Consider the following 26504-nt stretch of genomic DNA (forward strand, 5'->3'; position numbering starts at 1 on the left):
CTTGATTCGTATAGAGCTACCCGTACTGGTGGAAAGACTCAACCCCATCTGTCGTCATATGCTGGAGGAGGCTGCGGCCCTCTGCGTCAACCATCAGGGGGCCGAGATCCGCATCGAGCACCTGCTGCTCAAGATGCTGGAGACACCACTCAGTGATGTGCGCCAGATCCTCAAGCGGGCCGACGTCGGGGTCGACGAGCTCAAAACCCTGCTTCAGCCTGCCGGTGCAGACAGTGGTTATGCCCAGGGTTACCCCTCCTTCTCGCCGCTCCTGGTGGAGTGGTTGCAAGACAGCTGGCTGCTGGCTTCCGCCGAGCTGCAGCACGCCCAATTGCGCAGCGGCGTCATGCTGTTGGTGCTCTTGATGACTCCCCAGCGTTACCTGCCAGGCTCTGTGACCCGGCTGCTGGCCAACGTCAACCGCGAGCTGTTGCGCCAGCAGTTTGACGAGTGGGTGAAAGAGTCCGCCGAGACCCAAGTTACTGTTTCTACAAACGGCACCTCAACTCAGGCCGCCCTGCCAGCCGATGCCAGCCTGCTGGCCCGCTTTACCATCAACGTGACCGAGCAGGCACGCCAGGGCCGTCTGGACCCTGTTTTGTGTCGGGATCACGAAATCGATCTCATGATCGACATCCTCTCGCGGCGTCGCAAGAACAACCCCATAGTCGTGGGGGAGGCCGGGGTCGGCAAGAGCGCACTCATAGAGGGATTGGCGCTGCGCATCGTGGCGGATCAGGTGCCTGAAAAATTGCGCGAGGTGGAGCTGATGACGCTCGATCTTGGTGCCATGCAGGCCGGTGCGTCGGTCAAGGGGGAGTTTGAGAAACGCTTCAAGGGGGTAATGCAGGAGGTCAAGGAGGCGGTGCGTCCTGTCATCCTCTTTATCGATGAGGCCCACACGCTGATCGGTGCTGGCAATCAGGCCGGTGGGCTGGATGTCTCCAACCTCATCAAGCCGGCGCTGGCCCGGGGCGAGCTGCGTACCATAGCCGCCACCACCTGGGGCGAGTACAAGAAATACGTGGAGAAAGATGCCGCCCTCTCGCGCCGCTTCCAGCTGGTGAAGGTGGGCGAGCCCAATGCCGATGAGGCTACCGTGATCCTGCGCGGCCTGCGCAGCATCTACGAAAAGGCCCATGGTGTGCTGATCGACGAAGAGGCGCTGCAAGCGGCCGCCCAGCTTTCCGCCCGTTATATTTCCGGTCGTCAGTTGCCGGACAAGGCGATCGACGTGCTCGACACCGCCTGTGCCCGGGTGGCCATCAATCTGACTACGCCGCCGCGTGCCGTCAGCCATCTGCAAAACGCATTGCGTCAGCGTGAGCTGGAGATCCGCCAGCTGGAGCGCCAGAGTCTGATCGGGCTGGGTGACAACACAGAGCGACTGGCCGAGCTGCAGTCTGCCCAGCAGACCAGCCGTGATGCCCTGCGCGAGCAGGAAGCCAAGTGGCAGCAACAACAGGGGCTGGTGCATCAGATTGTCGAGCTGCGCGCCGCCCTGCTCGCCGATCAGCAGGATGAGATGCTGACCAGAGAGGCGCTGGATCTGGCCGATGCGCCGCTGGATCCGCAAGCGGCCGCCGACCAGCTGGCCGGGCTCGAGCGCGAGCTGGCCGAGCTGCAACAGGGTGAGGTGCTGGTCTCGGCCCACGTCGACAAGACTCAAGTTGCTGCGGTGATCGCCGAGTGGACCGGCGTGCCCCTCAATCGCATCTCCCAGGGGGAGCTGGATGTGGTGACCCGTCTGCCGGAGTACCTCGGCGAGCTTATCAAGGGGCAGGATGTGGCGGTAGCCCATCTGCACAAACACCTGCTCACCGCCCGCGCCGATCTGCGCCGCCCGGGCCGTCCGCTGGGGGCCTTCCTGCTGGTGGGACCGAGCGGGGTCGGCAAGACCGAAACCGTGCTGCAGATTGCCGAGCTGATGTTTGGCGGTCGCCAGTATCTGACCACCATCAACATGTCCGAGTATCAGGAAAAACACACTGTCTCCCGCCTCATTGGTTCGCCTCCCGGCTATGTCGGCTTTGGCGAAGGGGGCGTGCTGACCGAAGCCATTCGTCAGAAGCCCTATTCGGTGGTGCTGCTGGACGAGGTGGAGAAGGCCCATCCGGACGTGCTCAACCTCTTCTATCAGGCGTTCGACAAGGGCGAGCTGGCGGATGGGGAAGGGCGCATCATCGACTGCAAGAACGTGGTCTTCTTCCTCACCTCCAACCTCGGCTTCCAGACCATAGTCGATCATGCCGAGCAGCCCGACGTTCTGCTGGATGCGCTCTATCCCGAGCTGGCCGCCTTCTTCAAGCCAGCCCTGTTGGCACGGATGGAGGTGATCCCCTATCTGCCGCTGGGTCACGACACCCTGGTGCAGATTGTGGGCGGCAAACTCAACCGACTGGTCAAGCTGCTCAAGGAGCGTTTCGGTGCCGAGGTGGTGCTGGAGGATGAGGTGGCCGAGGAGATATTGCGCCGCGCCAATCGCAGCGAGAACGGGGCCCGCATGCTGGAATCCGTCATCGACGGTGCCCTGCTGCCGCCAGTCTCCCTGCAACTGCTGCAGCGTCTCTCTGCAGGTGAGCCCATCAAGCGGGTGCGTTTCTCTGTGAGCGAGCGCCAGTTCGTGGCCGAGGTGGAGGGCTGAACATGGAACAAGCCCTCGCATTTGCCCTCGCCTTGACCCAGCAGCGCGATGAGCAGCACCTGTGCCACTGGTGGACCTCGACCCTCAATGCCAGCTTCCAGCCCAAAGGGATACTGCTGGGCATGCTGGATGTGAGCGGCCGTCAGCTCGAATGCAGCGGTTGGGTCAAGGGGCAGGCGGTGTCGCTGGCGCTGGCGGTGGATGATTTTTCCCATCCGCTCGCCTATGTGCTGCACAAGGCCCAGTCCCGCACCTGGGATTCCCTGCACGGCGGCGCCCGCATCGAGCATGCAGCGTTTCGTACCTTGCTGGCCAATTTGGGCCAGCAGTGCGGCCTGCATGCCTTTCCCCTCAATGATGGCAACGGCAAGCCGTTCGCCGTGCTGGCCATGATGGACAGCGGTGAGGTGCTGCAAGAGTGGGCGGCCCGCCCCGAGCTTGCCCAGTTGTCACAGGTGTTCTGCAACCAGCTCACCCTTATTCGCGATCTGGGGCTTAGCCGCCGGGATCAGAGCGTGCTGCGCGACTCCTTGCGCCAGATGAAGGGGGAGGGAGAGCGCCAGCGTCAGCATGAGAAGCTGCTGGGCGATCAGTTGATCGGCCAGTCGGCGGTGATCCGCGGGCTGCGCGAGCAGATAAGCCTGGCGGGCCGGCACAAGCTGACCGTGCTCATCCAGGGGGAGACAGGCAGTGGCAAGGAGGTGGTCGCCCGGCTGGTGCATCAGTGCTCGGATCGCGCCGCCAAACCGTTCGTGGCCATCAACTGCGCCGCCATTCCGGAGAACCTCATCGAGAGCGAGCTGTTTGGTTACCAGAAGGGGGCCTTCTCCGGCGCGCTGTCCAACAAGACAGGGCTGGTGGCCCAGGCCAACGGCGGCACCCTGTTTCTGGATGAAGTGGGCGACATGCCTGCCGCCATGCAGGCCAAGCTGCTGCGGGTGCTCGAGACTCGAAGCTATCGACCGCTCGGGGCAGAGCAGGAGTGTCACTCCGATTTTCGTCTCATCGCCGCGACCCATCAGCCGCTCACCCGCCATGTGGAGGAGGGGCAGTTCCGGGCTGATCTCTATCACCGCCTCTGCCAGTGTCTGCTGCTCATCGCCCCCCTGCGGGAGCACATGGATGACATCCCCCTGTTGTGCCAGCACTTCATGGCCCAGTTTGCCGACCAGGATGGCAAGACCCTGGCGGGGCTGCAGCGCAAGTTCTTGAAGCAACTGCAAAGTTATGACTTTCCCGGCAACGTGCGCGAGCTGCGCAATCTGCTGGAGGTCGCCTGCGCCCACACCCGTCACGGGGAAGAGGTGGTACTGGAGGCGCTGCCCCCCGAGCTGCGCGAGCGAGTCAGCGCCCTGTTGCCCGGTTCCATGGATGATTACAACCACATCCGGGATCTGCGCCGGGCCATGCAGCAGTACGAGGCTTCCGTCATCGAGGCGCGTCTGCGCTACTTCCAGGGCAATCGCATGCTGGTGGCCGAGAGCCTGAATATTCCCAAGCGCACCCTGGATCACAAGTGCCAGAAACTGGAGGTGAACTGATGAGCGCCCTTGGCCTTTTGCCCCTGTTGCTGGCGACCGGCAGCGCATTACCCCCACAAGACATGGCCAGTTTCCAGGCGTGTCGCCGCGAGCCATCGCCGCTGATCCGGCTGGCCTGCTATGACGCCATCGGTAATGGCCTCACCCAGACGAGCGAGGGCGGCGCCTCCAAGTCGGCCGCCTGGCAGGCCATCTGGACACAGGAGCAGGCCCGCACGCCAGAGAGTGCTCCCTTCCTGCTGCAAAGCGATGCGGGGCGTGGCAGCGAAACCCTCACTCGCCCAGCCTTGCGCGGGGCGACCCTGGCCATAGGCTGTGTCGACAGCATTACCCATATCCGGTTAAGGCTCGATGCCCCCTGGGTTGGTGAGCGGGTACAGATTGAACTGGATGGTCAGCCCAGCCGCAACGCCCAGAGCTGGTTTATCCGGGATCAGGGCCTGTTGCTGGAATATGGCCGCGGCTTGCCCGCCATCGAGGAGCTCAAGCGCTGGATAGGTCATCGCGAGCTGCAGGTGAAGGCCGACAACGGCGCCTTGCTCCGGGTCGATCTCAGTGGTTTGAAAGAGGCGCTGCAGCCCCTGCGCCAACAGTGTCGCTGGTAGGGGGTGCCATGAGCTATCAACACCCCTGGTGTGCCCGCTTGCTCACCAGTTTGCCGGAAGAGCAGATAAAAGGTGCCGTGCTGGCCGACGAGCCGCGCTGGGATTACGTGGAGACCGAACTGGTCAAGCTGGGATCGCTCGCCCACAGCCAGGTGGATCTCAATGCGGTGGCCGAAGCCTGCCTTGGCTTGCTGGAGAGCCGCACCAAGGACATGCGGGTGCTGGCCCAGCTGCTGCGCTGCCTGCAACATCCGGCCAAGGCGGCCCCTCTGGGGGCTGCGCTCAGCTTGCTGGAGTCCTGGATCCGGGCCTACTGGCTGCAAGCCTGGCCCGGTAATACCAGCCAGAAACAGCGGCTGATGGTGCAGATTGTCAAACGCTTTGAAGGAGCTTTACCGCGGGTGAGCGAGAGCGCCTCGCCGGCTGAACTGGCCCAGCTGCTGGCCCAGGCCGAGCAGCTGGAGGCTGGCTGGCTGGCCCAGTGCCCGGACAAGGGGGAGCTGCTCTATCCCTTGTTGATGGGGCTGAAACGGGCCCAGCGCCAGCAGGTTGCCCAGGCCCAGGCAGATGCCGGTGGCCAACCTTCAAGCAGCACTGTTGCTGCCACCGCCAGTGCGAGCGGCATGTCGGGAACCATGGTGCTCAGTGGCAGCAGCAAGGGCTCCGGAGTCGAGATTGACAGCTCCAACGATCGTGCCTGGCGCCAGACCCAGCTCAAGGTGGCCGAGTTGCTTATCGAGCGCCAGCCGGAAGCGGCGGTGGGCTATCGTCTGCGTCGCCACGCCATCTGGGCCGGGATCACCACGCCACCCATGACGGCTCAGGGCAATAAAACCCAGCTGGCCCCCATGTCGGTGGACATGGTGGATGAGTACCGCGCCGCTCTGGCCACACTGGAGCGGTCCGCGCCGGATCTGGCGCTCTGGCAGCGGATCGAACAGAGCCTGACCCTGGCGCCCTACTGGTTCGAGGGGCATCGGCTCTCGGCCGAAGTGGCCCATAAGCTGGGGTTTGGCACCGTTGCCCAGGCCATAGCGCAGGAGCTGGATGGTTTCTTGCAGCGTCTGCCGGCGCTGCGGGATCTCACCTTCAGTGATGGCAGTCCCTTCCTGTCACCCGAGTGCAGCCGCTGGTTGCAGCCCACCAAGGTGAGTGGTGCAGGTGGGGATGGGGAGTCCAGTCTGGCCGAAGAGGTTGCCCTGCGTCATGGGGAGCTGGGGGTGGCTGCGGCCCTCACCCTGCTCGATGAAAGGATGGCGCAGTTGAAAGAGCCAAGAGCCCGCTTCCATGCCCAGTTGGTGCAGGCGGAGCTGTTGGCGCAGGAAGGCATGAATTCGCTGGCTAGCCAGCACTATCAACACTTGTGGCAAGAGGCAAGTCGCCTGGGATTGGCGCAATGGGAGCCCGGGCTGGTCAGTCGCCTGGAAAGCCATGCGGCCCCGTTGTCGAAATAAGTGCCGAAATGAGTCATTGAGTCGGAGTTGGATCACATTTTATGTTCAAAACCATCTTAACTTTTCTGCGGCAACAGCTGCCGAAATTGAAACCCTCCTGGCCCCTGCTCGGCGTGGTGCTCTGGGGACTTGCCCTCATTCTGGTGTGGTGGCTGGGTCCTCGCCTCGAGATCCGCGGCGCCAAACCGTTCGAGCCGCTGTGGGGGCGGGTGGTATTTACCCTGCTCTGGCTCTGGCTGATGCTGGGGATCCTCTCCTGGCGCGTGTGGTGCAAGATGCAGCAACTCAAGGCCGAGCGTCAGCATGAAACCGTGCTGGTGCAGGATCCGGTGAAAGGGCTCATCGACAAGCAGGCGCTGTTTCTCAATCGCTGGTTGCAGGCGCTTGGCGAACACCTGGGCAAGGGGGCGATCTACGCCATGCCCTGGTATCTGGTGCTGGGTCTGCCCGGCAGCGGCAAGAGCAGCCTGATCCACAGAGCCAATCCGGCCAACAAGCTCAACCCCAGACTCGATACCGAGCTCAGGGACGTGGCGCAGGATCAGCTGATCGATTGCTGGCTGGGGGAGCAGGCAGTGATGCTGGATCCCGCTGGTGAGCTCTTGTCTCAATCCGAGCCGGAACTCGATCCCCTGGCGCGCAAGCATGAGCGGCTCTGGCTGCACCTGTTGAACTGGCTTTCCGAACACCGCCGCCGCCAGCCCCTCAACGGTTTGGTGCTGACCGTGGATCTGGCCTGGCTCTCCGGCGCCAGCGTGGCCGAACGCAAGGCTTATGCCCAGCTGATGCGCTCTCGCCTGCAAGAGGTGTCGGCCACCATGAATACCCGGTTGCCGCTCTATGTCACTTTTACCAAGCTCGATCTGCTGCGCGGTTTCGATGTGGTGTATGAGCAGCTCGACAAGGAGGCCCGCGAGGCCGTGCTGGGGGTGACGTTCAACCCGGCCGACAGCCGGGGAAAATCCTGGCAGCAGGATCTGGCCCTGTTCTGGGATCAGTGGGTGGACAACCTCAACCAGAACCTGCCCGAGCTGATGCTGGCACGACTCGATGCCACCCAGCGCAACGCGCTTTTCTCGTTCGTGCGTCAGCTGGCGGGGCTGAAGGATTATGTGACTGCGCTGCTCGATGAGACGCTGCAAATTGAGGAGAGCAAGCCACTGCTGGTGCGCGGCGTCTATATCAGCTCCGTCTATCAGCAAGGGGTGCCGTTCGATGCGTTTGCCCAGGCGGCCTCCCGCCGCTACAACCTGCCAGAGCCCATTCACTCGGCCCTGCGCGGGGAGTCCAATACCTACTTCGTGCGCAAGTTGTTCTCCTCCATCATTTTCCCCGAGGCCCACCTGGCCGGGGAGAACCGGCTGCATACTCTCTATCGTCGTCGGCGCATGGCCATTGGCCTCGGTTGCCTGTCACTCTTTTCGGCGGCCCTGATCGGCGGTTGGCACTACTTCTATCGGGTCAACGAAGAGGCCGGTCGCAATGTGTTGACCAAGGCGCAAGCCTTCATGGAGACCAACGAGGTCGTCGATGAGCATGCCTTCGGTGTGAGTCAGTTGCCGCGTCTGAACCTCATCCGCGAGGCGACCCTCGCCTTTGGCAACTACCGCGAACGGACGCCGCTGGTGGCGGATCTGGGTCTCTATCAGGGGGACGAAATCGGTCCTCATGTGGAAGGCTCTTATCTGCAACTGCTGGGTCAGCGCTTTTTGCCAGCCCAGATGCAGGGGCTGCTGGAGGATCTCAATCAGGCGCCGGCCGGCAGCGAGGAGAAGCTCTCCATACTGCGGGTGATGCGGATGCTGGATGATGCCTCCGGTCGCAACAAGGAGCTGGTGGAGCAGTACATGGCCAGCCGCTGGCAGCGCGCCTTCCCGGGGCAGGGCCCTGTGCAGGAGCAGCTGATGGGGCACCTGGATTACGCCCTCGATCATACCGACTGGCATGGTGCCAGGGCTGCCCGTGATCAGGCCGCCATCATCGCCTTCGCACCGTTCAAGGAGCCTGTCTACGGCGCCCAGCGCGAGCTTGGCAAGTTGCCCATGTATCAGCGGGTCTATCAGAACCTGGTGGTGAAGGCGAATGACGTATTGCCGCCGGATCTCAACGTACGTGACGAAGTGGGGCCAACCTTTGACACCGTGTTTGCCCTGCGCAGTGACAATGCAGGGCAAGTGCCACGCCTGTTGACCTGGCCCGGTTTCAACGACTTCTTCCTCAAGCAGGACAAGGCGTTGATTGATCTCACCGCCATGGATGCCTGGGTGCTGGGTCAGCGCAGGCTGAGTCAATTGAGCGAGGCGGATCGCAAGGAGATCGGTCGTCAGGTCAACGACCGTTATGTCACCGATTACGTCAACCAGTGGCAGAAACTGCTGACCAACCTGGACGTGCAGACCCTTGAAAGCCCGGAGCAGGCACTGGACGTACTCTCTGCCATTACCGGCAACGATCAGCCTTTCCAGCGGGTACTGGCCTCGTTGGATGACAACACCCGGATCCGAAAGATATCGGATGTGGAAGGGGATCCTGCGCAGGCCATCACGGCCCGCATCGGCCGTCCCTTCATGGCGACCAATGCCGCCCTTGGCGGTCGTGGCGAGCAGGGGCCGCTTATCCAGGAGGTCAATCAGAAGCTGGTGGAGCTGCAGCACTATCTGGAACTCATCGTCAACGCCACCGAGCCGGGCCAGTCCGCCCTCAAGGCGGTGCAGCTGCGTCTGACCAACAAGTACGCCGATCCCGTGTTCGCCCTGCAGCAATATGCCCGCAGCCTGCCGGCCCCGCTGGATCGCTGGGTGGGTCAGCTCTCCGAGCAGAGCTCTCGTCTGGTGATCGACTTGGCCATGTCGTCCCTTAATCGAGAGTGGCAGGACAAGGTACTGGCACCGTTCAACAGTCAGCTGGCCGGTCGCTATCCGTTTGATCCGGGCTCAACCAAGGATGTGCCGCTGTCCGAGATGGAGCGTTTCTTCGCGCCGGGTGGCACCCTGGACAGCTTCTATCAGGTCAACCTCAAGCCCATGGTGGAGAGCGGCCTGATGGAGGGAGAGTTCAGCTCGCCCATCCAGACCGAGCTGGTGAAGCAGCTGGATAGAGCCGCTCGTATCCGCCAGATCTTCTTCACCCAGCAGGGCAACCTGGAGGTGCAGTTCGCCCTCGAGCCCATCGAGCTCACCGCCAACAAGCGGCGCAGCGTGCTGAACCTGGACGGTCAGTTGCTGGAGTATGCCCATGGCCGTCGTACCAAGGTGCCGTTGGTGTGGCCAAACACCATGCGTGACGGTGCCGAGAGCAAGATCACCCTGGTGCCGGCAGCCAGGGAACGTTCACCGCGCAGCGAAGGCTTCGTCGGCCCCTGGGCCATGTTCCGACTGATGGACAAGGGGGAGCTGACCCAGGTCAATGAAGCCACCTTCGATGTGCGCTTCCCGGTGGATCAGGGTTCCATGACCTATCGCGTCTACACCGACAGCGCGCAAAACCCCTTCACCGGCGGCCTGTTCAGTCAGTTCAGATTGCCTGAGTCTCTCTATTGATAAAGTGGGGGCACTGTGTGCCCCCTCAAGCTTTGGAAGCCGATATGTCACAGAATCAACAAGGTCAGCAGGCGCTGAAAGTGGGGCGTGACCCCAGGATGCTGCCGGAGTACGAGGCGCTGCGCAGCGAGATCAACAAACTCAGCCACGCCTCCCGCCCCGAGGTGGACTGGCTCAAGATCCATCGGCTCGCGAGCCTTATCTTTGAAAAGCACGGGGTGGACCTGCAGACCGCCATCTACTTCACCCTGGCGCGGTCGCGCCTGCAAGGGCTGAACGGCTTTACCGAAGGGTGCGAGTTTCTGGCCAACCTGATCGTCACCCAATGGGAGAGCTTTTGGCCACCAGTGCATCAGGAGCGAGCCCGTATCGAGATGCTGGACTGGTTCATTGCCCGCATCAGCGACGTGATCCGCCAGTACCAGATCAGCCACGAAGACAAGCGCCTCGTCTATCGCTGCGAGCGGGCGTTGCAGCTTATCAGCGAGAAGCTGCACAACGTGGGCTTGAGCCGCATTCCCCGGGTCGAAAATCTGGTGCACTTCATCGAGGGGTATACCCATCTGTTCGACGAGACCGAGATCGTCATCGTCTCCGATGAGCCCGGTCTCAAGGAGGAGCTGCAGATCCCGCCCATGGTGTTCTTCAAGTCCGACATGGAGCACGACAGCCCTTCTTCTTCAGCGTCCTCTTCCAGCACGCCACACCTGCCCCAGGGCAGCATACTGATTGGTCGCGAGAAGGGGCAGGTCAAACCCACAGTGCTCAAGATTGAACCTCACCGCAAGCAGCGCCCTGCCTGGTTCTGGTTTGGCTGCGGTCTGCTCAGCTGCGCCCTGCCGGTGATGAGCTGGCTGGGTTGGCAGCATCTGCAGCAGGAGAAAGCCGTGGCTGCCCAGCGCTTGCAGCAACCGGCCGCCGAGCTGCCACGGGCCCTCAGTTATGACGATATCCGCCAGGCACGCATCGTACTTGGCGAACAGACCCTGCAAGGCATGGAAAGTGAGCTGGTGTCCCGTTATCAAGCCCAGCTGGGACGGCTTGAGCAGACCTCGCCGCTCTACTGGTATCGCTATGGGGAAGGGCTGCGCAACTCGCTGCAGATGCTCTATCCCGACTCGCTGGCGGTCAAAGCGCTGGACAAGCAGTGGCAGACGGCGTTGGCAGGTCAGCAGGGGGATGTGATCAGCGTACCGACCTATCTGGATGCTCGCGCCGGTGTCGACGCCTTGCTCGATCAGCTGCTGGAGCTGGAGCGTCAGCGCAAGACGGTGACCATCTCCTATCTGAAGTCCCAGCTCTATGAGGTGCAGAAAAACCTGATGCAGGATATCCCGTTCAGTCTGCGCCTGAGCGAACTGGAGGCGAGAAAGGCATCCCAGGAGCCCGTCACGGCAGCCGAGCTGAAAGGTCTGGAGAACGACCTGAAAGCACTCAATATCCGTCTCTACCAGTTGCAGCGGAGCAGCACAGGTAGTTGATCATGCTGCACTGAGCAAAAAGTTGCGTTCCTTATGGTGTGTTCGACTACCAAAGCAATCTATGGCCTGGTGATCACGCTGTATTGCGCAAGCTATTGCAGCAGCCCCTGCCAGCCTTGAGGTCCATGAACCTAATGGACTGATTTAAAAAAGTATTATCGGCGTCTTTGTCATGGCACAAAGGCTGCTTGGTAGCCACCCCAAGTGTATCTGAGCCCATGGTCACGACGGTGAGCACGAGGCATGGCGGGAGTCCCTCGGGTGGCTCCCTTGCCCATACGGAGAGTTCATATGTGTCCCTCTATTGCATTGCTCGGTGACATAGGCACCGACCACGATGGTTTTCACCCATCCCCAGTGATTGCCGCCAGCCCCGATGTGTTCCTCGATGGCAAACCGGTGGCCCGGCAGGGCGATCCGCTGGCGCCCCATGACAAGCCCAATAATCCCCCCCATCCGCGCAGCATCTCGGGTGGCGTGGGCACCGTTCTGGTCAACGGCAAGCCCATCGCCGTGACCGGTACCTCCATCGGTTGCGGTGGCGTTGTGATTGGCTCGGGCAGCGGACAGGCAGGATAAGGAACAGCGTTATGGCAGACAGCACAGGATTACAATTCACCGTCAAGGTAGGGGCGCTGCCCGAGAGCACTTTCGTGGTGGCCGAGTTTGCGCTGGAAGAGGCGCTGAATAGCCCGTTCCAGTTGCGATTGGAATTGGCCAGCCCCCAGCCGGATGTCGACTTTGCCGATGTGCTGGACCAGCCCTGCGAGCTGATGGTGTGGTACAACGGCGAGCTGCAGCGGCGGGTGTGCGGGGTTGTGAGTGACTTTGCGCAAGGGGACAGCGGCTTTCGCCGTACCCGCTATCAGCTCATGGTGCAGCCGGCCCTGTGGCGACTGGGCCTTCGCCAGAACTCCCGCATCTTCCAGGCGAAAAAGCCTGATGAAATCCTCTCCATCCTGCTGCAAGAGCACGGCATCACCGACTACGCCTTTGCGCTNTGAGCTTCACGTTCCGTCGCAGACTGGTAGATCTGCTTCAGTTCAGCCGTCACCGCCTTGTAGTCCTTCCAGGAGACATAGCGCAACGAGTTGCGCACCATATGGACGATACACAGTTGCACCTTGGTCTGGGGATACTCCACGGCAATCGCATCAGGGAAGCCCTTGAGACCGTCCACACACGCGATCAGGATGTCTTCCAGGCCGCGGTTCTTCAGCTCGGTCAGGACCGAGAGCCAGAACTTTGCCCCTTCGGTCTCGGCCAGCCACAGGCCCAACAGCTCCTTGTGCCCCTCCATATTGATGCCCAGTGCCAGATAGAGCGACTTGTTGATCACCCGCTGGTTCGCGCGGATCTTCAGCACAATGCAGTCCAGATAGACGATGGGATAGAGCGGATCCAGCGGCCGGTTTTGCCATTCGTGGACCTGCTCGATGACGCGTTCGGTCACCTGCGATACCAGCCCCGCCGAGATGTCGGCGTCATACATCTCTTTGAACGCGTCCACGATATCCCGCGTGCTCAAGCCCTTGGCGTAGAGGGCGAGGATCTGGTCGTCCATCTGGGTCAGGCGTGACTGGCCCTTGCGGACGAACTGAGGGTCGAAGGACGAGTTACGGTCACGAGGCGCCTGGATAGTGACCTCTCCGTGCTGCCCTTGTAGGCACTTGGTGGAATAGCCATTGCGATTGTTGCCGGTCCCGCGGCCTTGTAGGGCGTGTTTCTGGTAGCCCAGATGCTCGTCCATCTCGGCATTGAGCGCGGTCTCGACGGTAAGCTTGATCAGCTGTTGGGTGAGGGTGCCGAGATCTTTTTCAGACTTGATGTCTTTGGCCAGCTCAGCGGCCAGTGCTTTGAGTTTGTCTTGGTCCATTTGCTTACCCACGAAGGTATCCTTTTGAAAAAGTTACTTATTCGTGGGCGGTTACACAATTGGATTTACAGGCTCNACGGCTGGCCATGACATCGACTTCAATGCGCAGGCACTGAACGTGGTGAGTACCGAGACTGATGCCGGGCTGCAGGTGGAGTTGACCAACACAGTGACCCTCAGTGACAGCGATGGCTCCGAGAGCTGGACCAGTCTGGTGTACACCTTTGACAACCTGCCGGCGGGGACCACGGCGGTGGGGGGCACCCTGGTGGGTAACGTGCTGACGGTGACAGTCACCGGCGGGGCCTTGCCGGGTGCGTTTGGGCTGGTGTTCCCGGCGGACTACTCCACGACTGGGGTAGCGGGCAGCGCGACCAACGACGGTGCGCCGATAGGCTACACAGTGGTGGCAACCACCAACGAGGGCAGCGCCAACAGCAGCGGGACTGTGACCATCAACGTGGAAGGGGACATCAGTGTCAGTGCGACCAGCCTGGTGCTGGGTGAAACGGATGCGCCGGTAGCGGTGTCGCTGGCGGCGCAGTTGAGTGTCAGTGCGACGGATACGGATGGCTCGGAAGAGGTGACCGGCGTGACGGTGACCCTGAGCAATGTGCCGGAAGGTGCGGTGATGGCGGGTTGGACCGCCAATGGCGGTGGCAGTTACAGCTGGAGCGGTGCGAGCGTGGCGGGTGTGCCGGGCTTTACCTTGCCGGCGGACTGGAGCGGGGTAGTGAATGGCAACGTGGCGGGGACCACGGACGAGGGGGGTGCTGCCAATCAGGACTTCACCGTGACGGTCACGGCTGGCCATGACATCGACTTCAATGCGCAGGCACTGAACGTGGTGAGTACCGAGACTGATGCCGGGCTGCAGGTGGAGTTGACCAACACAGTGACCCTCAGTGACAGCGATGGCTCCGAGAGCTGGACCAGTCTGGTGTACACCTTTGACAACCTGCCGGCGGGGACCACGGCGGTGGGGGGCACCCTGGTGGGTAACGTGCTGACGGTGACAGTCACCGGCGGGGCCTTGCCGGGTGCGTTTGGGCTGGTGTTCCCGGCGGACTACTCCACGACTGGGGTAGCGGGCAGCGCGACCAACGACGGTGCGCCGATAGGCTACACAGTGGTGGCGACCACCAACGAGGGCAGCGCCAACAGCAGCGGGACTGTGACCATCAACGTGGAAGGGGACATCAGTGTCAGTGCGACCAGCCTGGTGCTGGGTGAAACGGATGCGCCGGTGGCGGTGTCGCTGGCGGCGCAGTTGAGTGTCAGTGCGACGGATACGGATGGCTCGGAAGAGGTGACCGGCGTGACGGTGACCCTGAGCAATGTGCCGGAAGGTGCGGTGATGGCGGGTTGGACCGCCAATGGCGGTGGCAGTTACAGCTGGAGCGGTGCGAGCGTGGCGGGTGTGCCGGGCTTTACCTTGCCGGCGGACTGGAGCGGGGTAGTGAATGGCAACGTGGCGGGGACCACGGACGAGGGGGGTGCTGCCAATCAGGACTTCACCGTGACGGTCACGGCTGGCCATGACATCGACTTCAATGCGCAGGCACTGAACGTGGTGAGTACCGAGACTGATGCCGGGCTGCGTGCGAGCGTGGCGGGCGTGCCGGGCTTTACCTTGCCGGCGGACTGGAGCGGGGTAGTGAATGGCAATGTAGCGGGGACCACGGACGAGGGGGGTGCTGCCAATCAGGACTTCACCGTGACGGTCACGGCTGGCCATGACATCGACTTCAATGCGCAGGCACTGAACGTGGTGAGTACCGAGACTGATGCCGGGCTGCAGGTGGAGTTGACCAACACAGTGACCCTCAGTGACAGCGATGGCTCCGAGAGCTGGACCAGTCTGGTGTACACCTTTGACAACCTGCCGGCGGGGACCACGGCGGTGGGGGGCACCCTGGTGGGTAACGTGCTGACGGTGACAGTCACCGGCGGGGCCTTGCCGGGTGCGTTTGGGCTGGTGTTCCCGGCGGACTACTCCACGACTGGGGTAGCGGGCAGCGCGACCAACGACGGTGCGCCGATAGGCTACACAGTGGTGGCGACCACCAACGAGGGCAGCGCCAACAGCAGCGGGACTGTGACCATCAACGTGGAAGGGGACATCAGTGTCAGTGCGACCAGCCTGGTGCTGGGTGAAACGGATGCGCCGGTGGCGGTGTCGCTGGCGGCGCAGTTGAGTGTCAGTGCGACGGATACGGATGGCTCGGAAGAGGTGACCGGCGTGACGGTGACCCTGAGCAATGTGCCGGAAGGTGCGGTGATGGCGGGTTGGACCGCCAATGGCGGTGGCAGTTACAGCTGGAGCGGTGCGAGCGTGGCGGGCGTGCCGGGCTTTACCTTGCCGGCGGACTGGAGCGGGGTAGTGAATGGCAATGTAGCGGGGACCACGGACGAGGGGGGTGCTGCCAATCAGGACTTCACCGTGACGGTCACTGCGACCAATGATGCCCCCATGCTGACCGTCTCGGATCTGCGTATCTCTGAAGAGGGGCTGCTTGGCGCCAATCCGGATAATTCACCCAATCCGGGCGATACCACTGACAGCACATCAGCCAATGCCACGGCAGGTGTGACGGACATCGACAGCAGTGCCTTTACCTTTACTCTCTCATCACCATCCAGCTTGAGCTCCGGGGGGCAGCCTGTTGTGTGGAGCGGTATCGGCTCTGCGATCCTGGTTGGCTCTGTGGGTGGGAACCCGGTCATACAGGTATCTGTGGATCCGACGGGCAAATACACGGTCGACCTGCTGGGCCCCATCGATCATGAATTTGGAGACAATCAGGAAGGGCTGGAGACATTTACATTCAACCTGTCGGTCAGCGACGGTGATTTGAGTGATACCAAGCAGGTCAGTGTTGTCATTGAAGATGATATGCCGGTGATCACAGGTATCGAAAGCCTTGAGGTTATGAATGTGGCTACCATCACCACGGGGGGATTGTTTGGCGTCTCCTTTGGGGCCGACGGCTCTCTGGCCAGTGGTGGACTGACATTGACCGGATGGCCGGATCTGGCCGGGATCACCGAGACCTTGTCTATGGACGGGAAGACCCTGGTGGCCACTATTGATGGCAGTGGGCAACCACCCGAAGTCTTCTATACCCTGACACTCAATGAAGACAATACTTACAGCTTCAATCTTGTCACTCCGCAGCCAACCCAGACCTTCTCGATCGGTTCACAGTTCGGTGCCGGTGGGCCGGTTGAGACGATCGGAGTGACTGCTGGCGGGATTGGTGTCCTGTTCGATGGACTGCTGTTCAATGGCAGTGTCAATAACCCTCAAAATCTACCTGGCAGCGATGCAGATAATCTTAATCCGAACAACAACGGGTTCGGGATCAAAAATGGCAACCTGGACAATAACGAAGGGTTCAAGGTATCCACCACGACGGGAGTTGATGGCCTCTCTTTCAATGTGTATGGGGTTGGCAATACCAATACGAGCACCATACAGTGGGTGGCCTATGCGGCCGATGGTGTCACCGTCGTCGACTCAGGGGAGCTTGTCCTGTCAGGTCTGAATGGCGCAATGCAGCTGGCCAGCATAGAGCCCGACGGCGAATTCAGTCAGCTCTACGTGCGTTTTGTGCTGGATGGTAATGACTCGGTACGAATTGAGAACTTAGGGGTGATAGACAAGATAACGCCCCCCGATATTGAGCTCGACTTCAGCGCTACCTTGACGGATGGCGATGGCGATCAGGCCAGCGCCAACTTCACTGTATCGGTCAAGAGCAATGAGCCCCCTGTGGCGTCTAATATCCTGGTGGTGGGCAGCAACTCCTCGGATACCGCCGACAGCACGGGGACACCAGGCACAGGCGACGATCACAAGGTACCCAACTCGGATGGCAATGTGGATGGTGTTGTGGCAGGCGGTGCTGGTCACGATATTCTGGTCGGGGATGTGGGTGGCACAACCACCAATTTCATCCCGGGCCAGAGCTACAATATCGCTCTGGTTGTCGATGTGTCCGGCAGTATGGAAGGCGGACGCCTGAGCATGCTCAAGGCATCCCTGACCCATCTGGCCAATCAGCTCAAAGATCATGATGGCGAGATCAATATCACCCTGATCAGTTTTGCCACCAATGCCAGTGAACGCGTGACCATTGTAGGTCTGGATGCCAGCAATGTGATCAACTTGACCAGTGCCATTGATACTCTGGTTGCCAATGGAGGGACCAACTATGAGGCAGCCTTCAATCAGGCTGTGCAGTGGTTCAATAACGGCAGTCAGGCAGATCCCGATTATGAAAACCTGACCTTCTTTGTCACGGATGGCAATCCAACCTACTACATCAACGACAGCAATCAGGTTGCCGGTCCGGGCGATAGTACTACCTACACGGTGGTCAAGGAGTCTGTCGATGCGTTTGAATCGCTGAGCAGCATCAGTCAGGTCAATGCCATCGGGGTGACCAACAGCGTCAATCAGGAGCTGCTCAAGTTCTTTGACAACACGACGGAAACCGGCTCGCAGTTCTACTCCGCTGGCAGCTTCCTCGATCTGGCTACCTTTGGCAGTGGAGGCAGTGGCATCAATGCAGCCTCGGGGTGGGTACGTAGCGGTGATCCACAGGGGGCCCATACTGTCACTGGAGGCTACTTGCGTATCAGGGATGACCGTACGAGTTCTGATACTGACAGAACCGTATTGGCGCTGGCCGTTGCCAACGCTATCCAGATTTCGGCGGCACAAGCTGGCGCAAGCCTGCAGTTCCAGTATGCCTTGAGTTCTGTCAATTCCAGTGACAGCTTCACCTGGAAGCTGGTAAGGCTCGATGGCGGTGCTTGGGATCTGGCCAGCCCACTACAAAGTGGCACGATCACCGGTATTGGTACATCTGGGACAACATCTTACAGTACCATCACCACCAACGGGCTTGCAGCCGGGCAATATGGCTTTGTGTTTGAGCTGCTTGATAACTCCAGCAGTCGCACTGCCGAAGTGCGAATAGACAATATCCGGGTCGAGCAGGGTTTCAGCGCCCCGATAGGGGAAGCCCAGATTGTGACCAGTGCCGAGCAATTGACGGCGGCACTGACCGAGGGTGATCAGATAACCGTGCTGCTTGGGGCTGGCAATGATGTGGTCGATGGGGGCGCAGGCAATGACATTTTGTTTGGTGATGCGCTCAATACTGATGCGCTGGCAACCCAGTTGGGCCTGACCTTGCCTGCAGGATCAGGTTGGCTGGTATTCGAAACCCTGGAAACAAGTCACGGTTGGACCCGTGAACAGACGGTGGACTATATCCGTACCCATCTCACAGAGCTGAGTGTTGAAGGTGGTCGTAGCGGTGGTAATGACACTCTTCTGGGCGGGGCTGGCAATGACATTATCTTTGGTCAGGAAGGCAATGACACCCTTGATGGTGGTGAAGGGGATGATTACCTGCATGGAGGCTCAGGCAACGACACTTTGATCGGTGGTCTGGGTGATGACATTCTGATCGGCGGCCTCGGTAGCGACACCATGACAGGGGGCGCTGGCAGCGATACCTTCAAGTGGCTTGCTGGCGATGCAGATGGCAGTACGGACAACATCACGGACTTTACCCTGGGGAATATGGCCAGTGGGGGGGATGTGCTGGATCTGTCTGATTTGCTGGTTGGGGTTCCCACTGGCGGCAGCAACGATGATTTGGCGGCGGCGTTGGACAGTTACTTGCAGTTTGATACCGCCAACAAGACGTTGACGATAGACCCTGATGGTGTGGTCGGTGGTTCCGAGCTGACGATTCAGTTCCAGAACTCCCTTGATCTTGCCTCCCTGGGGTCTAACCAGGATATCATCAAGCAACTGCTGGATGATGGTAACCTCAAGGTTGATCCGTAATCAGGTAGCGGGGCCGGGCTATGCCTGGCCCCTGTTTTTTGACTGAGGGGGCGGCTAAGATAGCGGCAGTAGAGGAGAGGGTCACCATGCAGTCATTTAATTGGGTCGATATTGATGGCATTCGCTATAGCTGGGACGGGCAGGGCAGCATTACCTGCACCGGCCAGTTTGGCTATCAGGCAACCATGGCGGGTGACCGGATTGACGGGCTGGATCTTGAAAGCGAAGATGGCGACGTGGCGGGTTCCCTCAATGTGGATTTCGCGGCGGCCACCATCGCATTTAATCCGGCAATGGATGCTGAGCCACCTCACAGGGTGGTGCTGGTCGGGCATGATGAGGGGCAGCAGGAGTATTCGCTGCAGAGTTTGAGCCATGCCTGCTTGCAGGATCTGCTCATTCACTCCGACAGTATCGACTGTGTTCCACTGACCACATCCACGCTGGCAGACCCCATTAGCCAGGTACAGGGACATGTTCTGTCGTGGGATTCGTTCCATTTTGATGATGAAGACCTGATCACTTCCCGCAGTGTCGCACCTGTTGCCTCGAGTCATCCTGAGCCGATGGGCAATGAGATCAGCATCAGCATCGATATGACCAATCAGGTACTGGATCAGATACCGCCATTGCACGATATATGAATCCCATTCAGCCACGGGCATAATGACCTCACTCTAATTGATTGAGGTTTTTTTATATGTGGCGTTCCCTTCTTACCCTTTCCGCTCTGGTTGTCAGTGCTCCGTTATTCGCGCTCGAAGTACCGCAAGCCCCACATCTGGTGGTAAGTGGTTATGCCGAGCAAAAGGCCGAACCCGATATGCTGACCCTCAATGTTGCGGTCACTGCGTTGGAAAAGCAGGGCATCAAGGCCAAGCAGCAGGTCGATAGCAAGGTTGCGGCCTTCTTTGGTCAGCTGGAAGGGCTGGGCATCAAGCGCAACGATGTGGAAGCGGGCAACCTGGTGATCTCTCCCGAGTATCAGTATCCGCAGAACAAGAAACCGGAACTGGTGGGATACCGTGCCCAGCGTCAACTCGCGGTCAAACTCTACCAGCTCGACAAACTGAGCGAGCTGATGGATACCGCTCTCAAGGCGGGTCTGGAGTCAGTCTCCCAGATTGAGTACGGTCTCAAGTCGCCGCAGATCATCAAGGAGCAGGCTCGTATTGGTGCGGTCGAGGATGCCAAGAACAAGGCGGAGTCCCTGGCCAAGGCGTTCGGCATGAAGCTTGGCAAGGTTTACAGCGTGGAGTACCGCAACAATACCCCCATGCCCATCTATAGCCGTGCACTCAAGGCCGCCGCCATGGCCCCTGCCGCCGACATGATGGAAAACAGTTATCAACAGCAGCAGATCAGCATCACGGACAACGTGGAAGCCGTCTTCCTGCTGGAGTGAGGTGATGGCCTCCGGCCCTGTCCCTCACCTGTCCCAAGCCCGAGGCTCACCCCTCGGGCTTGTTGTTTTTACGGCAGTTGTTTGCGCGCATCAGCGAGCAAGTGATATCGCCTGGCGGGCAGCAGGTTCCCGCTCTTGCAGGCTTGATGGCAGGCAAGGGGGGCAGGCTTGATGGCTTGCATCCCTGTGCTCAGTACCTGGCAGCAGGTAGAAGAGGGATAGAAAAATGCCGGTCAGTGACCGGCATTTGAATAACGAGCGTCGGAAAAATCAGCCAAGGTCGGCGGCAAGACGTTCCTGACGTTTCAGCTTGAGCTGATAGCCAATGGCCAGCACAACGATCCAGACCGGGATGAGCAGTACCGAGATCTGGATGCCCGGGGTCAGGTACATGATGACCAGAATACCGGCCATGAAGGCGAGGCAGAGATAGTTACCCAGCGGATACCAGAACGCCTTGAACTTGGGCTCAACCCCTTCGGCCTGCTTGCTCTTGCGAAACTTCAGGTGCGCAAGGCTTATCATGGCCCAGTTGATGACCAGTGCCGAGACCACCAGTGCCATCAGCAACTCGAACGCCTTGCCCGGCATCAGGTAGTTGATCAGCACGCACAAGAGGGTTGCCGCTGCGGAGACGGAGATGGCCACTACGGGCACACCGCTTTTGCTGGTTTTGAGCAGGCTGCGCGGGCCGTTGCCCTGCTTGGCCAGACCGAACAGCATGCGACTGTTGCAGTAGACACAGCTGTTGTAGACCGACAGCGCAGCGGTCAGCACCACCATGTTGAGCACGGTTGCCACCAGGTTGCTATCCAGCGCGTGGAAGATCATCACGAAGGGACTGCCGCCTTCCACGACCTTGCCCCAGGGGTAGAGAGACATCAGCACGGCCAGGGCGCCAATGTAGAAAATCAGGATGCGGTAGATCACCTGATTGGTGGCCTTGGGTATGCTCTTCTCGGGGTCATCCGCTTCTGCGGCCGTGATCCCCACCAGTTCAAGACCACCGAACGAGAACATGATCACCGCCATCGCCATCACCAGACCGCTGATGCCGTTGGGGAAGAAACCGCCCTGGTCCCACAGATTGGTGATGCTGGCATCCGGTCCGCCGTTGCCGCTGGCGAGCAGGTAGCCGCCAAAGCCAATCATGCCGACGATGGCGACCACCTTGATGATGGCAAACCAGAACTCCATCTCGCCGAACGCCTTGACGTTGGAGAGGTTGATGGCGTTGATCAGCACGAAGAAGACGGCAGCCGACATCCAGGTCGGGATCTCGGGCCACCAGTACTGGACATAGATGCCGACCGCCGTCAGCTCGGCCATGCTCACCAGCACGTAGAGTACCCAGTAGTTCCAGCCGGAGGCGAAACCGGCGAAGTCACCCCAGTATTTGTAGGCAAAGTGGCTGAAGGAGCCCGCTACCGGCTCTTCCACCACCATCTCGCCCAGCTGGCGCATGATGAGAAAGGCGATAAAGCCGCCGATGGCATAGCCGAGCAGCACTGAGGGGCCCGCCATCTTGATGGTCTGGGCAATGCCGAGAAACAGGCCGGTCCCTATGGCACCGCCCAATGCGATGAGCTGGATATGGCGGTTTTTCAGGCCGCGCTTCAGCTCCTCGCCGTCTTGTTGAAGATCCATTCTTCCTTCCTTACGTCTCTGATGTCACTCGTCTGTCATCTCGCCCGTCGAGTCACTCCATGTGACCTTGCACGGCAATGCGTGCTTGAAACGTGACGAAATCCGTATTTATTTCGTTACGGTAGGTCGCTTGTTGTTTTTTGTAGCGGCTACCAACGGAAGCAGAATAGTGATAATCAGCGGTCAACGCACCTGTTTTCCTTATCATTCGTTGGTTTTTTCGGCATAAAGCAGGTTTTTAAGGACTCCAAATACAAAAAGAGGAGTGGCTGGCTGTATTGTGAACAATCGAATGCTGTTCAGTTGACTCTTTCAGTGATTCCTGTTTTATAAAGCCTCCTCAGTGAAAAGGACAGGCTTCATGCAACGTATTATTGGCAGCTTGTTGGGCGTCGCGCTCTGGTTGACGGTCTGGCTCTCGCCCCTGTTGCTGACCATGGCGGCGGGATGCATGCTGGTCTGGGCAGTGCAGGGTGACGACTATCTGGTGATGCACTTTCGAACCGTGCTGCTGACAGCTGGCGCTGTTGGTCTGCTGCCGGCGCTCTGGTTGACTGAACGAGTACGCAGGCGCTATGGCGTACTCAATTTTTACGCCATGCTGATGAACAACAAGGAGTTGAACAGCACTGGCTCTCGTCCCCGCTAGCTGTGCCACAAAAACGGAGCCATATGCTACAGCATTGGGCTCCGTTTTCATTTCTGCTTATCTGTCCCGTCAACTTGCCACCTGAGATGAAGTCGGCAATGTGTTGATTTCCGAGATATTTTCCCCTTTCAATAGAGCTGACGGCGCATGCCGGTAGCCTCCAGAATTTTCGCGCTTATCTCCTCCACCGAGTGAGAGCTGGTGTCGAGGAAGCGGATCGCCTCCTGGCGAAACAGCCGCTCCACGCTTGCCAACTCCTGCTCGCACTGTTCCAGCGAAGAGTAGCGGCTGTTGGCGCGGCGCTGATTGCGGATCTCGTGCAACCGCTGGGGCGTTATGGTGAGGCCGAACAGCTTGTGGCGATTGGCCTTGAGGGCGGTGGGCAGCACCAGGGTGCCCATGTCCTGTTCGATAAAGGGATAGTTGGCGGCACGAATGCCAAATTGCAGCGCCAGATAGAGGCTGGTCGGCGTCTTGCCGCAGCGGGAGACCCCGATGAGGATGATGTCCGCCTCCTCATACTCCTTGGTGGTGATGCCGTCGTCGTTGGCCAGTGCGAAGTTGACCGCCTCGATGCGATCGTCATAGAGCTTGCGGTTCTCCATGCCGTGGGTGCGATGGAGTCTCGGCTCGGCCTTGACCCCCAACTCCTGTTCCAGCGGGCTGACGAAGGTGTTGAGAAAGTCGTGGCCGCTCGCCTGGGCTTTGAGCACCTCTTCTCGTACTAGGGGGTCGACTATGGTGTGAAACAGTATGGGGCGCAGCCCGGTCTGGCGGAACTGCTCGTCGATACGCGCCCGCACTTGCCTGGCTTTCTCCAGGGTCTCTACGAAGGGGATGGTGACTTGTTCGAACACCAGTGGAAACTGGCTCAACACGGCGTGACCGAATACTTCGGCCGTGATGGCAGTGCCGTCGGATACATAGAATACGGTGTGCACGGGACGCTCCTGTGATACGGGTTGGCGAGGTTGCGAGCAGTCAGTATCTCTCGAAACCATATCTATTTTGTCAACCGGTCTGCTGTTCCCAAGTTGTGAAGTGGCTTGCAAACCTGAGTCGTTACCTTTTTGTGTTGGCATTGTAGAATGTCTGTGTCATTCGACCATCCCCAAATCTTGCTCGGGGATTTTTTTGACAACAAGTAGAAAACGTTTTCATGGTCGTTGGCAACAGTAGAAACGGACAATAACGCATATAACTCACGCACCTAATTTGGCGCAGAAGGTGCCATGGCACCCGAGCCCACCAACCTGGAGACATGCAAGTGCAACAGTACGTACTCTGGTACGAACAACTCGGAATGCAAGATGTAGAACGAGTTGGCGGCAAGAACGCATCCCTTGGCGAGATGATCAGCAACCTCTCTGGTGCCGGTGTATCCGTGCCGGGTGGCTTTGCGACCACGGCCTTTGCGTTTAACGAGTTTCTGGAGTCAAGCGGCCTCAACGGCAAGATCCATGATCTGCTCGATACCCTGGATGTGGACGACATAGGCGCCCTCAACCGGGCGGGTCAGCAGATCCGCGACTGGGTGATCGAAGCCCCGTTCCAGCCAGCACTGGAGCAGGCGATCTGCGCCGCTTACGACAAGCTGAGTGCGGGTCTGGATGCCTCTTTCGCGGTGCGCTCTTCCGCCACCGCCGAGGATATGCCGGACGCCTCCTTTGCCGGTCAGCAGGAGACCTTCCTCAACGTACGCGGCATCGATGCCGTCATGATTGCCGTCAAGCATGTGTTTGCTTCACTGTTCAACGACCGCGCCATCTCCTATCGGGTGCACCAGGGTTATGACCACAAGGGCGTGGCGCTCTCGGCCGGCGTCCAGCGCATGGTGCGCTCGGATCTCGCCGCCTCCGGCGTCATGTTCACCCTGGATACCGAATCCGGTTTTAATGACGTGGTCTTTATTACAGGCGCTCAGGGCCTGGGCGAGATGGTGGTGCAGGGCGCAGTCAACCCGGATGAGTTTTATGTGCACAAGCCAACCCTCAGGGGCGGGCGCCCTGCCGTGGTGCGCAAGACCCTCGGCTCCAAACTTATCAAGATGACCTACTCGGACGATGCAGGTCATGGCCGTCAGGTGAAGATCGTCGACACGACCGAGACCGAGCGCAACCGCTTCTGTATCACGGATGCCGAGGTGATGGAGCTGGCCAAGCAGGCCCTCATCATAGAGCAGCACTATGGTCGCCCCATGGATATCGAGTGGGCCAAGGATGGACAGGATGGCCAGCTCTACATAGTGCAGGCGCGTCCCGAGACGGTACGCAGCCGCCAGGAGGCCAACACCCTGGAGCGTTTTGCCCTTAAACAGGCGGGCAAGGTGCTGATCGAAGGGCGAGCCATCGGCCACAAGATTGGTGCGGGCCCGGCGCGGGTCATCTCCTCCATCAGCCAGATGGACGAGGTGCAGCCCGGCGATGTGCTGGTTACCGACATGACGGATCCGGACTGGGAGCCCATCATGAAGCGGGCCTCCGCCATCGTCACCAACCGGGGCGGGCGTACCTGTCACGCCGCCATCATAGCCCGGGAGCTGGGTATTCCGGCCGTGGTGGGTTGCGGCAACGCCACCGATCATATTGCCCCGGGTCAGCTCATCACCGTCTCCTGTGCGGAAGGGGATACCGGCTTAATCTATGACGGCGAACTCGATTTCGATGTGGCTGTGACCGAAGTGGGCAACATGCCACCCTTGCCCATCAAGATCATGATGAACGTCGGCAATCCGGACCGGGCGTTTGATTTCGCCCAGCTGCCCAATGCCGGTGTGGGTCTGGCGCGGCTCGAGTTCATCATCAATCGCATGATTGGTGTGCATCCCAAGGCCTTGCTGGAATTCGACCAGCAGAGCCCGGAGCTTCAGGCCACCATCGCTAAGATGATCGCAGGCTACGACAACCCGCGGGAATACTATGTCGCCAAGCTGACCGAGGGGATCGCCACTCTGGGTGCCGCGTTCTGGCCGGAGCGGGTCATAGTGCGGATGTCGGACTTCAAGTCCAACGAGTACGCCAACCTGGTCGGCGGGCGTGACTATGAGCCCCACGAAGAGAACCCCATGATAGGGTTCCGTGGCGCGGCACGTTACATAGCCGACAGTTTCCGTCCCTGCTTTGCGCTGGAGTGTGAAGCCATCAAGCGGGTGCGCGACGTCATGGGGTTGACCAACGTCGAGGTGATGATCCCCTTCGTGCGCACAGTGGGTGAGGCCGCCCAGGTGATGGACATTCTGGCCGAAAACGGGCTGCGCCGTGGCGAGCGAGGATTGAAGGTGATCATGATGTGCGAGATCCCCTCCAACGCCCTGCTGGCGGATCAGTTCCTGCAGCACGTGGATGGCTTCTCCATCGGCTCCAACGACATGACCCAGCTCGCACTCGGACTGGACAGGGATTCGGGCCTCATCGCCCACCTGTTTGACGAACGCAATGAAGCGGTCAAGGCGTTGTTGTCGATGGCCATCCAGGCTGCGCGCAAGGCGGGCAAGTATGTCGGCATCTGCGGTCAGGGCCCCTCGGATCATCCTGACTTTGCCGCCTGGCTGGTAGAGCAGGGCATAGACTCCGTGTCTCTCAACCCGGATACAGTGGTCGATACCTGGCTCTATCTGGCGGAGCAACACAAGGCTTGCTGAGTCTGTGTTGATTAACAACTGTGATAATAAAAACGGCGCCCTGACAGGGCGCCGTTTTTATCTTTTAATAACTGCTCGGTGTTATTTTTACGTCGTATTTTTACTTCTCTGCCAAAATAAGCGCGCCAGATCCTGATCTTACACTCCGTTACAT

14 protein-coding genes and 2 pseudogenes are annotated in these 26504 nt (G+C 59.9%); 13 read left to right on the forward strand and 3 right to left on the reverse strand.

Translation table 11 applies throughout. The annotated features are described in order from the left end of the window. The first annotated feature begins 1 nt into the window (after position 1). The 8 genes and pseudogenes from tssH to AACX78_RS10485 form a co-directional block, all read left to right on the forward strand. The gene (tssH, locus tag AACX78_RS10450; protein WP_159166143.1) at positions 2-2644 is read left to right on the forward strand and encodes a type VI secretion system ATPase TssH; all 2643 of its coding nucleotides are present in this window, start codon (positions 2-4) and stop codon (positions 2642-2644) included. A gap of 2 nt (positions 2645-2646) precedes the next feature. After that, positions 2647-4185 carry a sigma-54 interaction domain-containing protein gene (locus AACX78_RS10455; protein WP_159166144.1) on the forward strand — a complete coding sequence of 513 codons (1539 nt, stop codon included), beginning with the start codon at positions 2647-2649 and terminating at the stop codon, positions 4183-4185. Continuing rightward, a complete protein-coding gene (vasI, locus tag AACX78_RS10460; RefSeq protein WP_159166145.1) occupies positions 4185-4790 on the forward strand; it encodes a type VI secretion system-associated protein VasI in 606 nt (201 codons plus the stop codon). Before AACX78_RS10455 ends, vasI begins: the two co-directional genes overlap by 1 nt. Before the next feature lie 8 nt (positions 4791-4798). Continuing rightward, positions 4799-6244: a type VI secretion system protein TssA gene (tssA, locus tag AACX78_RS10465; RefSeq protein ID WP_159166146.1), complete on the forward strand. Its 1446-nt coding sequence runs from the start codon at positions 4799-4801 to the stop codon at positions 6242-6244. Between the two features lie 41 nt (positions 6245-6285). Then, positions 6286-9783: a type VI secretion system membrane subunit TssM gene (gene tssM / locus AACX78_RS10470; protein ID WP_159166147.1), complete on the forward strand. Its 3498-nt coding sequence runs from the start codon at positions 6286-6288 to the stop codon at positions 9781-9783. Between the two features lie 44 nt (positions 9784-9827). Beyond that, positions 9828-11264 (forward strand): VasL domain-containing protein, encoded by a 1437-nt coding sequence (locus AACX78_RS10475; protein ID WP_159166148.1) that lies wholly within the window; start codon positions 9828-9830, stop codon positions 11262-11264. 291 nt (positions 11265-11555) lie between these two features. Then, positions 11556-11843, forward strand: a complete 288-nt coding sequence (locus tag AACX78_RS10480) for a type VI secretion system PAAR protein (protein WP_159166149.1) — start codon at positions 11556-11558, stop codon at positions 11841-11843. Between the two features lie 11 nt (positions 11844-11854). Next, a pseudogene (locus tag AACX78_RS10485) lies at positions 11855-12262 on the forward strand (contractile injection system protein, VgrG/Pvc8 family); the annotation flags it as partial. Here the strand turns inward: AACX78_RS10485 and AACX78_RS10490 are convergent. After that, a pseudogene (locus AACX78_RS10490) lies at positions 12259-13140 on the reverse strand (IS256 family transposase); the annotation flags it as partial. The pseudogenes AACX78_RS10485 and AACX78_RS10490 sit on opposite strands and share 4 nt — an antisense overlap. Before the next feature lie 121 nt (positions 13141-13261). Between AACX78_RS10490 and AACX78_RS10495 the strand changes: the two are divergent. The 3 genes from AACX78_RS10495 (at position 13262) to AACX78_RS10505 (ending at position 20414) form a co-directional block, all read left to right on the forward strand. Further along, positions 13262-19009, forward strand: a complete 5748-nt coding sequence (locus AACX78_RS10495) for a VWA domain-containing protein (RefSeq protein WP_159166150.1) — start codon at positions 13262-13264, stop codon at positions 19007-19009. Positions 19010-19095: 86 nt separating this feature from the next. Further along, positions 19096-19653, forward strand: a complete 558-nt coding sequence (locus tag AACX78_RS10500; RefSeq protein ID WP_159166151.1) for a hypothetical protein — start codon at positions 19096-19098, stop codon at positions 19651-19653. A 56-nt stretch (positions 19654-19709) separates the two neighbouring features. Then, the gene (locus AACX78_RS10505) at positions 19710-20414 is read left to right on the forward strand and encodes an SIMPL domain-containing protein (protein ID WP_201302829.1); all 705 of its coding nucleotides are present in this window, start codon (positions 19710-19712) and stop codon (positions 20412-20414) included. Positions 20415-20684: 270 nt separating this feature from the next. Here AACX78_RS10505 and AACX78_RS10510 read toward each other — a convergent pair whose 3' ends face one another. Continuing rightward, positions 20685-22061, reverse strand: coding sequence for an amino acid permease (locus tag AACX78_RS10510; protein WP_159166153.1), 1377 nt, complete (start codon positions 22059-22061; stop codon positions 20685-20687). A gap of 361 nt (positions 22062-22422) precedes the next feature. Here AACX78_RS10510 and AACX78_RS10515 point away from each other — a divergent pair, with 361 nt between their 5' ends. After that, positions 22423-22710, forward strand: a complete 288-nt coding sequence (locus AACX78_RS10515) for a hypothetical protein (RefSeq protein WP_159166154.1) — start codon at positions 22423-22425, stop codon at positions 22708-22710. Positions 22711-22838: 128 nt separating this feature from the next. Here the strand turns inward: AACX78_RS10515 and ppsR are convergent, their stop codons facing one another. Continuing rightward, positions 22839-23651 (reverse strand): posphoenolpyruvate synthetase regulatory kinase/phosphorylase PpsR, encoded by an 813-nt coding sequence (gene ppsR / locus AACX78_RS10520; RefSeq protein WP_021140498.1) that lies wholly within the window; start codon positions 23649-23651, stop codon positions 22839-22841. Positions 23652-23971: 320 nt separating this feature from the next. Between ppsR and ppsA the strand changes: the two genes are divergently transcribed. Continuing rightward, complete coding sequence (ppsA, locus tag AACX78_RS10525; RefSeq protein WP_201302830.1) at positions 23972-26350, forward strand: phosphoenolpyruvate synthase; 2379 nt, start codon at positions 23972-23974, stop codon at positions 26348-26350. Positions 26351-26504: the final 154 nt, after the last annotated feature.

Origin of the sequence: Aeromonas sp. 9A (genome assembly GCF_963900955.1) — a bacterium.
In the GTDB taxonomy this organism is placed as follows: domain Bacteria; phylum Pseudomonadota; class Gammaproteobacteria; order Enterobacterales; family Aeromonadaceae; genus Aeromonas; species Aeromonas salmonicida.